This is a genomic window from Ruminococcus callidus ATCC 27760, assembly GCF_000468015.1.
Taxonomy (GTDB): Bacteria; Bacillota; Clostridia; order Oscillospirales; family Ruminococcaceae; genus Ruminococcus_C; species Ruminococcus_C callidus.
The window spans coordinates 1-11,988 of sequence record NZ_KI260438.1 but is presented as its reverse complement, the minus strand read 5'-3'; the positions used below and the strand labels follow the sequence as shown (position 1 = coordinate 11,988).

The 11,988-nt window shown below is 41.1% G+C and carries 12 protein-coding genes; all 12 read right to left on the bottom strand.

The genetic code is table 11. The annotated features are described in order from the left end of the window. A partial coding sequence (locus RUMCAL_RS10080) for an RHS repeat-associated core domain-containing protein (RefSeq protein WP_169726007.1) occupies positions 1-1,511 on the bottom strand: 1,511 nt, incomplete at its 3' end. After that, complete coding sequence (locus tag RUMCAL_RS10075; RefSeq protein WP_021682735.1) at positions 1,468-2,280, bottom strand: RHS repeat domain-containing protein; 813 nt, start codon at positions 2,278-2,280, stop codon at positions 1,468-1,470. The genes RUMCAL_RS10075 and RUMCAL_RS10080, both read right to left, overlap by 44 nt. A 244-nt stretch (positions 2,281-2,524) precedes the next feature. After that, positions 2,525-4,186, bottom strand: coding sequence for a hypothetical protein (locus RUMCAL_RS10070; protein WP_169726006.1), 1,662 nt, complete (start codon positions 4,184-4,186; stop codon positions 2,525-2,527). Positions 4,187-4,595: 409 nt separating this feature from the next. Continuing rightward, positions 4,596-5,345, bottom strand: a complete 750-nt coding sequence (locus RUMCAL_RS10065) for an ABC transporter ATP-binding protein (RefSeq protein ID WP_021682733.1) — start codon at positions 5,343-5,345, stop codon at positions 4,596-4,598. After that, the gene (locus RUMCAL_RS10060; protein ID WP_021682732.1) at positions 5,342-6,571 is read right to left on the bottom strand and encodes a hypothetical protein; all 1,230 of its coding nucleotides are present in this window, start codon (positions 6,569-6,571) and stop codon (positions 5,342-5,344) included. The genes RUMCAL_RS10065 and RUMCAL_RS10060 overlap by 4 nt, the downstream gene beginning before the upstream one ends. A 32-nt stretch (positions 6,572-6,603) precedes the next feature. After that, the gene (gene tnpC, locus RUMCAL_RS14695) at positions 6,604-7,857 is read right to left on the bottom strand and encodes an IS66 family transposase (RefSeq protein ID WP_021682731.1); all 1,254 of its coding nucleotides are present in this window, start codon (positions 7,855-7,857) and stop codon (positions 6,604-6,606) included. A gap of 54 nt (positions 7,858-7,911) precedes the next feature. Next, a complete protein-coding gene (locus RUMCAL_RS16705) occupies positions 7,912-8,046 on the bottom strand; it encodes a hypothetical protein (protein ID WP_021682730.1) in 135 nt (44 codons plus the stop codon). A 374-nt stretch (positions 8,047-8,420) separates the two neighbouring features. Further along, on the bottom strand, positions 8,421-8,756 hold the full coding sequence (locus RUMCAL_RS15590; RefSeq protein WP_021682729.1) for a hypothetical protein: 336 nt from the start codon (positions 8,754-8,756) through the stop codon (positions 8,421-8,423). Positions 8,757-8,970: 214 nt separating this feature from the next. Then, entirely contained in the window at positions 8,971-9,126 is a 156-nt protein-coding gene (locus RUMCAL_RS15585; protein ID WP_156902516.1) for a cyclic lactone autoinducer peptide, read from the bottom strand. Between the two features lie 131 nt (positions 9,127-9,257). Next, positions 9,258-9,839: an accessory gene regulator ArgB-like protein gene (locus tag RUMCAL_RS10050; RefSeq protein ID WP_021682727.1), complete on the bottom strand. Its 582-nt coding sequence runs from the start codon at positions 9,837-9,839 to the stop codon at positions 9,258-9,260. A gap of 130 nt (positions 9,840-9,969) precedes the next feature. Further along, on the bottom strand, positions 9,970-11,181 hold the full coding sequence (locus RUMCAL_RS10045; protein WP_021682726.1) for a sensor histidine kinase: 1,212 nt from the start codon (positions 11,179-11,181) through the stop codon (positions 9,970-9,972). A gap of 15 nt (positions 11,182-11,196) precedes the next feature. Beyond that, positions 11,197-11,898 carry a LytR/AlgR family response regulator transcription factor gene (locus RUMCAL_RS10040; RefSeq protein ID WP_021682725.1) on the bottom strand — a complete coding sequence of 234 codons (702 nt, stop codon included), beginning with the start codon at positions 11,896-11,898 and terminating at the stop codon, positions 11,197-11,199. Positions 11,899-11,988 lie beyond the last annotated feature (90 nt).

The window sequence follows — 11,988 nt, the reverse complement described above, 5'->3', positions numbered from 1 at the left end:
CTTTGTCTTACGATATCTGCAACAGTATTAATGTTGCCTCTTAGTCCATTTTGATCCAAGAAAAATACATTATATGTTGCTGACGCATATTCCTGATCTGATAATTTTTGATTTTGTACAATATAGAGGTTATCAGCATATTCAACAGCAACGTACAAACCATTAGTATGATAGTACTCTAGTACCTCTAAAGTGATGCTTCTCATATTGGTGGCATCCCCCGAAGCTGCAATTTTCATACCTGTTTCATTATTCATAATGTCACAAAGTGTGTCGGCAGTGTGCATATCTGAAAAATACCATTTCGTAGGATCGGATGTTATTTTCAGCATTTCAGAAAGGTTTTCGTGAGAATAACCAACTTGCTTCATTATTTCTTTACCGTAATATCTAGTTATTGTTGTAGACCAGATTGCATGTCTAAGAGCGTTCCTTTGACCGCCTTCATTTTCTTGACCTTTTTTGTAATTATATGATACTTTAGAATTGATTGCAAAGCGAGCTGCTCTTGAAGATATAGTATTGCTGTTTGCATCATCCGGTTTTGCCGTTCCAATTTTTGATGCTATAAACGGATGCTCAACCGCAAATGCCGCCTCTTGAAATTTTGTCCAAGCAGAATGTCCTTTGGGATCGGCATAAAATATTGGATTATTATGGCAATACGTATACCGATTCAAGCTCAGTGGATCAGAATTCTTACCTGCATAAGAATCTCTTGAGATAAACCTACCCATACTCGGATCATAATACCTAGCTCTTAAATAAATCGTACCCGTTTCAGAGTCGTAATATTCACCGCAATACCGGAACGCATTCGTATCGGAGTTATCGATATTCTTCTCCACACCAAACGCATCATAGGTATAGGACTTGGTAATTTCACCTGTCGAATCCGTTAGATTCACCACATCGCCATGTGCGTTCTGCGTATAGTAGGTATACCCGGACTTTTCGCCGTTCTGATAGCTATAAGTCGCTACCAGATTTGTGCCTCGCAGATAGCAATTTGCACTATAAAGCTCGCTATCCAACACATCTGCAACAAGCTGTTGATTGCCGTCCCAGACGTGTTTTGTCGTTTTACCATCGACAGTTTTGCTCAGTCGCAAGCCATCCACATCATAGGTATAGCTTGCAGTCGTTTCACCATCTGTGAAGCCAATCAACTGATTCAAGCCATCGTAAGTGTTGGTTTCCGTCTTGCCATCGGCAGTCTTTGTAATCTGATTACCGTTGGCATCGTAGGTGTAAACTGTCTGTTCTACGTCAGAATTATCCGTTGTCAGCAAGTCTGCCGGACTCGTTGCCAAGCCATTTGCAACAATTTCTTCGGAAGTGCCATCTACGGTTTTGGTTTCTTTCTGAAGTAAAGCAGTATAATTTCCGTTGAAATCGCTGTAGCTGTAATCAGTTACATAACTTTCCGAGCTAGTTGCCGTCATCTTAGAACGGTTGCCGTAATCGTCATACTCGTAAGAATAGGTGTCTGTCGAACTTCCGGTCGTCACTGCTTCTTCCGTCAGCCGCTTCAGCCCATCGTACTCGTAGGATGTTGTCTCTATTATACCACTTTTCCTTGCGGACTTTGAAAGCGTCAGAACCATCAAGATAATAGGAATATTCGTACTCAGATATGGTAGAATTGCCGGATTTCGTGATGTGGTTCGTGATTTTGTTTGCACTGTTATAAGTGTAAGTGGAAACTACGCCGTTCGCCTGCGTTTCGCTTGTCTTGTTTCCGTTGGCATCGTAGGTGTAGGAAGCAGTTTCGCTGCCACTCTCCAGAACTTTTACGATTCGCATTTCTGCATCGTATTCATAGTTTGTAACAGAATACAGCAACAGATGTGCATAACCGACCAGTTGCTTTTCTACATAATTCGAAACGCCTTCATAGAAGTAGCCCTTGAAATTCGGACCCCACTCTTTAGTTACTCTGCCCAGAGCATCGTACTCAATGGAAGTTTCTGTACCGTTGCTGGACTTGTTGGTCATCCATCCCATATTGTTGTAAGTATAGGATTTAGAAACGTTCTTTGTGCTGTCATCACAAACGGTATTGACTGCTAAAACACGATTCAGTGCGTCATAGGTATTGGTTGTTACATTGCCGTTTGCATCCGTAACAGTCAAAACATTTCCGTTTAAGTCATAGGTAGTCGTACCGGAATTGTAGCCCGTGCTGTCAGTGGTATTTACCAGATGTCCCCACGCATCATATGCGTAATCGGTAGTCATGTAGTCCGAATCATTTACACTGTTCAGACCGGTTTCCATCTTGGTTTGAATACCGCCGTTGTTGTAGAAATACTTGGTGATATTCTTTTCGCCATTTGCGGTACCATCGCTCAGCGTTACCTGCGTCAGTAAACCCTTTTAACTTTGTACATGGTCTGATTCGATTTTTTTCGTCAGGTGGATTTGAAATTTTCACTTTTTAGAAATATGTTCCATTGAACACACATAAAATTGCGGAGCAGCCGAAGTTGCTCCGCAATGGAAAGAAATCCATTTCAAAACTCTAAATTATCCCATACAACATCGGCGTTAGCCCAACGTAGCGAAACATATCCAGCCCCAACAGGCACAATCCCGCCGGAAGAACGAAAAGGACACCATTGATGCAATACGCCGTGACAAGGCTCTTGCAATGAGAGGCAATCCATGTGATGCTGCATCCGGTAAGAGCTGCTCCAATTGTGCGGATTCCCATGACACCAATTGCCGCTGCACCAACGGAAATGCGAGCAGGACAAGTACTGTATGCTTCGATTCCGGCAAGCGGTGTGTTCCAGCCCTGCATTCCGTAATGATTCAAAATTTGCAGCAAGTAGGGCAATATCAGCACAGCGGAAAATAGTATGCCGTTCAGAATCGCAAAACGAAACATCTGCCGAAGGTATCCAAATCTCCCTATTTTCGTGGCGTGATAAATCTGCTTTAGATTGGTTTTACAATCCATAGATGTAGTGGGGCACAATAAAAGTGTCAGTGCAGCCGTTAAAAGCAGCACTTGTACCATGCCCTCCCGGTTGCCATCCAGTGCGAAATAGCGAACATATCCGGTGTCGTAGAAAATCTCCGCAGAATCGGGAATCTGTTCTACTCGCTGTGCAAATTTTTCAAAAGCTGCCTTGTCATTCAGTTGTGCGGTCAATTGTCCAATCTGATAGGAATTCGGCGATTCCGACTGTTCCAGCTCTGCGATCTGTGCTTCGATTTCACGATAGAAAGCTCGCTTTTCCGTGAGAAATTGTTCGGTTTTTTCTGTTACAACTCCGGCATATTCGTTACAAAAATTTTCGTAGTAAATATCCTCATTGCTGTAAGTTCGAGTATATGTTTTTGCCAAACCAACCGATAGGAAAAGCAACAGAAATACTACAAGCAAGCCCTTTTGCAAAATCAAAATCCGATAGCAAGTGTACCAAAATTTTTGATGGACACGAAACCGAATATGCAGTTTATGTCGGACGGAAAAACTGCGATATTGCAAATTCCCGGCGTGTGTAAACACGATGAAGCTACTGCCTATAAAAAGAAAGAGCCATAGTCCTATGACTACGCAAGCGGAAATCTTCAGAGAAATCGGATAGCCGAAACAGTTGACATTGGTATAGGTTCCGAGAATTTCTTTGCCTTGTAAAAACTGGATGGGATTCCAGAAATGCAATAGGCTAATCGGTGACAAAACAGAAATTTTCGCATAGAGTAAGTAGGATATTCCAACAACGCCAATGGATGCACCGTATACCATCAGATTATTTTTGGCAATCGTACAGAAAAAGCCGAATAGCACGGCAAATACCGCATAGGCAGCCATTTTGAACAGCAGATAGATGCTAATGTAAGTTCCGACAGAAACCGGAAGGTTGCAGGTTTCATAGCCATAGATGCACTGAATTGGACGGGAAAGGTCACCAAGTCCGTACAAGTTACAGGAAATCAGTGCAATTTCGCCATAAAAAAGCAGTACCAATCCGATGGCACAGAGCACTGCTATTCCCAGTTTACAGCTCATCAGTCGAAGTCTTCCGTTGGGCGTCGCATAGAGCAGCGGCAAAATGCCTTGTTCCCGATCCCGTAAAAAAATACGGCAGACGCAAAAGAATAGCAACAGCACCGCCAAGAAATCCGTCAAGGGACTGGACAGCAAATCCTCTATGCCAAGAGAGGTATCCAAAACCAGTGTGGTTCCAGCAAGGGCAGTATAGGCGGACGGCGTTTTTTGAATGTTCCGATAGGAAAACGTGTCTGTCCCGCCCCAAATGGAAACTGCTGTCATATTCTCTGCATTGGTCTGAATGCTCTCCAAATATGCCGGATAATTTTGCAGCCCCTCGATAATTTCCAATGTGTCATAGTATAGATAGCCGTTGTAGTCTGCATCCGAGTCCGGAGAAGCAGACTCGATTTTGGCACTGACAAATGCGTTTGCTTCCTGTAAAGACATTCTGTTTAACTGCTCGTATAAAGCGTTATATTCCGAAGGCGTGTAATACCGGTCGTAAGCATTTGTGATTTGGGAATAGCCATTGATGCAGAGCAGACAAAAGAGCAGAATCCAAAGGACTCGAAAGGATAGGCATTTTTTAAGCTCCGCCCGCAGCATTTGCCTCACCTCCATAGTATTGCAGATAGAGATTCTCCAGCGTCTTTTCGCCGGTCTGTACCTGCTCTATCAGTTCAGAAACTGTTCCGTGCGTCAAAAGCGTTCCCTTCCGCAGAAGCAGAATTTGGTCTGCAATGGTTTCAATGTCGGAAATGATGTGCGTAGAAATGAGAATGATTTTCTCTTGTCCCAAACGATCAGTCAGATTGCGAATAATCACACGCTGTTTTGGATCTAATCCGGCAGTTGGTTCATCTAAAATTAACAGAGACGGATTTCCAAGCAATGCCTGTGCAATCAGAAGCCGCTGCTTCATGCCGCCGGAAAAGCCGCCGATTTTTTGTGCTGCCTGCTCAGAAAGTTCTACCTGTTCCAAAACATCTGCAATCTGGTCTTTCGCCTCTTTCCGAGGAATGCCCTTGAGTGCCGACAGATACCCCAGAAAATCTCGTGCTGTCATATTGGCGTATAATTCCTGCTGCTGCGGCATAAAACCCAAGCAAGCACGATAGCTTTTTCCAAGTTTCCGAATCGGCTGTCCATCCCAGAGTATTTCGCCGCCGTCTTTGTCTGGCTTTAAGTTGTCCGTGATTAAGTTCATTAGCGTGGATTTTCCCGCACCGTTGGGACCAAGCAATCCATAAACACCCGTTTCAAAGGAAAATGTGAAATCTTTAAGGGCGTGCTTCTTGCCATAGTGTTTGTTGCAATGACGAAGAACCAGTGTCATTCTACTATGCCTCCAATCAAATCCGATTCCGGAACAGCTTCAAAATGAATGAGGTTGTTTTCATCTGTATAGTTAATAATGTATCTTTCTTTGTAATAGGCAATTACGGTAAGATTTGTATCGGAATATGTTTCGGATAAGACATGTGTTTCTCCGGTTTTCGGTTGAAAACAGGTGCTTTGCGGACCATCCCAAAAGATTCCATTGACAAAAGTTAGATTACGAGAATTATTTGCAGGAATATCTGCACTCACTGTCTCTGTTCCATCTGCATCCATTACGTGGTATTGCCCATCCATATAATAAATATATGTGTCGTCTTGAATCAAGTCTGCTGCGGGATATTCGCTTGGTTCTATGGTATCCGTTTCTAAATTGAGGCATTTGTTCACCCGATGCCAGGGGATTGCTGTTCCGGCATCCGACCAATCCGGACTATCCGGGTCTCCGGTGTTGACATAATCAATAATATCATTGGGATCATCTACATAGCGATAAGACAGATAAAGTTTATTTTGATAGATACCTGTCAATTCTACATCTGCAAACATTGCACCATTCAGTGTCCAATTGTAGGATGCAGTTGGTGCATCATTGATGAGACCGTAATTCTTGACATCCGCTGTATCCAGATTGATCGCATAAAGATACTGGTCTCCGATTCGAGACATTTCCGTCCACGATCCATCCTCTTCCTGATATGCACAATCACAGCCGATGATGTAGAGTGTGTGATTGGATATGACAAATTCAATGGCATCCTTCATGCTGACATCCGGAATTTCCACGAAGCTTTCTACTTCGCCCGTAGTCATATTCCCACAGTAGCATGTAGTTTGAAATTGATATGCTGTACTTCTTCCATCATCGGAATCCGTGATTTTAGAATCCGTATGAAACCAATACACCATACCTTGATAAACAAATGGCATGATGCTATCCTGAACACACTGAAATGCCAAGCACGAGGTGTCCTTGTGAGCACAATTTGGCTTATTACAAAGTGGAACAGCTTGCATACTCTCATAGTCTAAAAAGTAAGCTGCTGTGGAACTGCCCTCAGAACCGGTATAGATTACGCCATTCTGATAAGTATTCGCATGTGTGATATAGTGATTTTGCTCGAAGTTTTGAATGTTGCTCCCCTTTTGTATGCTTTCGCTTCCACAGGCACATAGATTCATTGTCAGCATGATAGGAACAATTAGCTTATGAATTCTACTCATATTTTGCACCTCTAAATTATGATTTTCTGTAACTATTCAGAGTCCTGAGCAAAGATAGACATAGAATTGCCCATAACAGCACGACGAATCGCATCAAAACTGGTAAAGCCGTGTTTGATTGCTGTGGAAACATATGACATGATTTTCAGGTATTCTTTTGCCCCGTCAACTGATCTGAAACAGCCGGACACTTTGGTTTTCACCTTAATGTTACGAATGTCTCTTTCAGCTTGATTGTTGTCAAAAGGCACATCGAAGTCATGTGCAAAAAGGCAGACCTCTCCCTTGTGTGCAGAAAGCCGATCTATAAGGCACAGCACCTTTCCGCGCTTGGTTCTTCCTCTCTGTCCCGGCTTTCGTTCCGGAAGCGGATTCTCCTCATAAGCTGCTCTCATGATCTCATCATAGAGGTTGGAATACCGCTTCAAGGTATTTCGATGTAGAGCGGTTTTACCTTTTGCAATCGCCTTTTCCTTTGCGCGCTTAAGATTCAGCAGTAGAGTTGTGAATTTTTTAGCCCATGTTTGTTTTGGATGATTCTCCACTATTCCCTTCAGCTCTCGGAGCAAATGGGCACCGCAAAGCTGGTGCTTAACATTCGTAAAGCACCAATAAGGAGCCCAGCAATCATGGACAAGAGTGCCGCCGCTATACTGAATGATACCCATTTCCTCCATAGCAATATGCCCTCTTTTGTCGTGAAGAAACAGAACTGTGTAGAGTTCGTTTGAAAGACAATGCGTCCATCGCGTTTTGCCGTCAGCGCGGCAACCAGTTTCGTCACCGTGCTTGTGGTGTGCTGATTTCAGCTTCTCAGCCGAGACAGTATTAGCCTCCTCGACTTTAGCAGCACAACGAGAAACCATGTTCTTTATCGTCCCGACAGAAATCGGAACGTTAAACACGCCGCTTAATATATCGTGAGTACGATTAAAGCTGACTGCGCCAATGGTGTTCAAAGCAACAGCGAGTGCTTCAAGGTTTTGTCCGTACTGAACGACCGCCTTAATTTCCGCAGGGAAAGAACCCGTTTTTGCTTCACCGCAAATCGGGCATACGGGTATTGTAATAAGCTCATGTTCGGTCACATCAACCTGAGCAATCATATCAATTTCGTGGCGAATTTCTTTCACCTCAGAATTCATCATGCAAATCTCACGCTTCGGGCAGTGCTGGCAGTCAGCGTGCAGATGATTAATGACATGGTCAGGCTCTGAAAGCACAGCAAGATGTGTGCCAGAATGACCTTTCTGACCGCCTTGTTTCTTCCCGCTTTTCTCACGCAAACTTCTATTCTTGTTGACAGGCTTTTTCTTAAGCCCATCAGATGACGGAGGTTTTTAGCTGTTGCTGGAATTCTTGCGGAGTTGTTCTCTCAGGTCACGGATAATATCGTTCTGCATCTCGACAATGCGCTTTAATTCCTCTACCTCTTTTTGAAGATTCTCAATAATCTGATCCTTATAATCCGGCATATGCTCACCTCCATGATAATGTCTATCTACATTATATCACGATTAAAGACATATCGCAAATGCACAGAATAATCGGTGTCGGCATATTGACGAATTGCGATCAACGCAGATTTTCAAGTGCTGATTTTTAGGGGCTTACAGCCAATAATAGATCGAGATTTTGTTTTCACTTCACTTGAACGGTTTCTATCGGTCTGAAAGGTAAATTTCTATTATGCATGTATACGAAATTCAGTCACGGCTATGGCGGGGTTCTGAATAGTTACGATTTTCTTAAACAAAATGTCTATTATACTCAAAAAGGGGAGTGTACATCAAGTGAAATACAATCCCCTCATTTGATTAAAAATGGATTAAGTCAATAAACAGGCTTTTTAGAAATAAAGACTGAATGATGATGTTGACGCTGTTCTGTGCCATGATTGTGCATTCGTTGTTCCATTAGTGGCAGAGTTTTTGCAACTTGCATAGCCATATGAGTTTGCCCAACCTGAGGTTGTTCCACCGTGTTTTACTTTGACATAACACGTTTGATTACTGCAAGCTGTTGTACCGTATCCATACGTTGTATCAGAATAAAGTGTTCCTGTAACGCTACCAACAGTTCTGGAAACAGTAGGACTATATGCACTTGCACTCATACCAACAACGCTCGTTGCCATAGCTGCCGCTGCAAGAATGCCGGCTACCACTTTTTTAAGTTTGGTCATTTTGATTTCACCTCCTTTCATTCAGTCAGGCGAATTCTTATTGAAATCAGCAACAGATATTCGAATTTATTCTTCAAAGAAAAATTTTAGTAAGATAGAAATCCAAAAGCTTTTGTTGTCCTGTACAGTGGTTATCATCTTGAAAAATTATTTCTTTTAAAATCAATATAAAAGTGGATTAATTTATCGGCATATCTAAAAATACAGTGCCTCATCAATCCTTTTTCAGCATCTTCACTTCTTCCGGCTCTTCCGGCTGATAAGCCAACCATGCACAAGTTGAATTTGCTGTCATGGTAGCAACAACAAGTGCCAATGCTGCCATTGTACCGCCAAAACGTGTAATGAAAGAGCAAATCTTCTTTTTCATGTGAATGCACCACCTTTCCAATTTGATATTTAGGCCTTCATTTGGTCTGCCTACATTGTAACACAAAGTCAAGAAAAAAACTGACTTATGGCACGAACTGTATGATTTTTGGGTATGAAATGCACTTTTTCTCATTTTTTCGCTTGTACGCCATTCTTAATCATTCCGCCAATGAGCATGATGGACAACAGTATCCATGCACTAAAAATGCTGTAAGAGAAATTTATTAAGGCAAAATAATAGAGCATAGCAGATGCACATAATTCTACCATCAATATCATGAGTCCTTTTCTTCGATACTTTTTTCTGTCCTTTTCCGATAACTTTTTATGGATATCAGATACAGGCATCAAAACAACGAGACAGAGCAAACTCAAAGCTGTCAGCAATAAAAAGAAGGCAGTAAAATGAGAAACATACCGAACTATTAGCAATGCCGCGATTAAAAGAAAATTGGAAATAACCCAGCATCGAAATGGTGTTTTTGCATGATAGCCACCTGCGAATGACCGCAACGGAATATATGCGACTGTAAATACAGCTGTTTCCGGAAGCATTCGAAAAAGCAATCCGATTGCAGTAAAAGTTGCAATGTTGAAAAGGGTATCCAATATGTGTGTCATTCCCCATTTGCATACAACTTCTTGGTCTGAACTTATGATTTTGGTTTTGGACAGCCATACTGTAATCCGATTTGATGCTTCTTCAAACATCCCATGCACCTTCTTTCTTCGCTAATTTATGATAGCACAAATAGGACTTTTAAAACCGACTTATGGCATGAACTGTATGACTTTTGGGTATGAAATGCAAAAATCGGACGCTTTAGAACGTCCGATTTCTTCATTCTGTTCCATTGAACATGGTCACTGTTGTATGATATTTGTTGTTATCTTCTACATAGTGCTTCAGATCACCATGGTATTTTTCAAGCGTATGTGAAACACTTAGGAGACCAATTCCATGTTGTTTTTGATCCGCTTTCTTTTTCTGTTTTGGGTTGTAGCTGTTTTCAATATCAATTCGTACAATTCCACGAGTCAATTTCATGGAGAGCAGAAGCCGTTTGTTTTCTGACTGACGCAAAGCTTCTATCGCATTATCCAACAAGTTTCCAAGTATCACGGTCATATCAAAGGATGAAATATTCAATTCTGCCGGTAAGTCAATTCTGCACATAATTGCTGTACCTAAATCAGACGCTAAAGCCAACTCATAATTAATCAGGCTATCCACATCACGATTGCCTGTTTTCGAGTATTCTTCCTTCACAATAATTGCGTTCTCGATTGTCGTGAGATACTCCTGCACCTCCGCATACTCCTTCTCTTGCAGCATCCTACGCATGGTGTTCAAGTGCTTTTGCATATCGTGCCGCAAATACCGCATTTCTCTTTGGGAAGTCTCCATGATTTTAAGCTGATTTTGATAAGCATCATTTGATGCCTGAATCAATTCCACCATGTGTTTGTTTTTCAGTCGGTCTTGTTCCAGATGATACGTGTAAAAATTGATAAGATTAATAAGAAGCAGGATAATTGCAACGATGATGTCATGCTTGGAACTATCATTTACTGTCAGAATTCCTACTGCAATTGTTCCAAGAGAAACTAAAAGAATCAGCAAAAAATATGGAGACTTTGAAGAATACTCTATATGACGATGATATAAATGACGAAATAAGAAAGCGAGATCTAACAGAAGAACATATTGTAAAAAGCCACTCTGCACAAATTGAGAATTACCTAAAATAGAAAACGCAATCCAATCTATAAACATTCCAACCGCACAAACCCATATTGCAGAAAAAACTCTTTTCTTCCAAGTTGCACGGTATAGAATAGAAATTAAGATGATTGCTGCTGTATTGATAACAAGATTGATATTCGTATTTTGTGATATAATCCAAACCAGACTTCCGATAAAATAATAGGATATATATGCAATTATTTTTATTATCCTTTTGCATTTCAAATTACCGAAGAACGAATCTAAAAAAATACTAATAGCATAAATGCGAATTACATTTGACACTAAGTATAAAGAAGTTTCCATATATACCTCCCAATTTTATAATTCAGACAATCGATCTCTTACAATGCTTTGCTGCCCTCGGCTGATAAAAAGTGATGTGCCGTCTTCCAATGTTACTTCCTTTGATGTTGCCTTAATGATGTGTTTTATGTTTACATAAACGCCTCTTGATATGCAAAGGAATTTACTACCGTTTCCCTCAATGATACTGCTGATTTTCCCATTCACGGCAAACTCTTCTGTTTTTGTGTGAAAAATCACTTTTTTCCCGTTAGATTCCAAATACGAAACTTCTTTCAATTTGATTTTATGCTTTGTATTTTCCGATATATATTCCAAAAAACTATCCGAATTACTGTAATCCAACATATAATCCTGCAAACATTTGCATAAGTCCTCATAAGTAATTGGCTTGATCAAGAAAGCAATCGGTCGAATCTTGAATAATTCCATGGCATAATCCCGAATCGTAGAAATAAAAACAATTTGCGTATCATAATTTTTCATTTGTCTCCGCAGCTGCAGCCCAAATTCTGTACCTTTCATTTCCGGAAACTCAATGTCAAGGAAAAGTAAATCATATTTTTCTCCTGCTTTGAATTTTGCATAGATATCTTCACAAGATGAAAAATATTCTACGGTAAAATCAAAATCATAAGCAATGATAAATCGATCAAATAGCTTGTGCATATCACATAACAGTGTTTTATCGTCATCAATTACAGCAATCCTAAGCATTTCATTTACCCCTTTTTCTTTTTATCATACCACACCCTTCTTCAAAAAGCAAGTAGCTATAAATGAGCATCCCAACACCGTTTTCGTGAA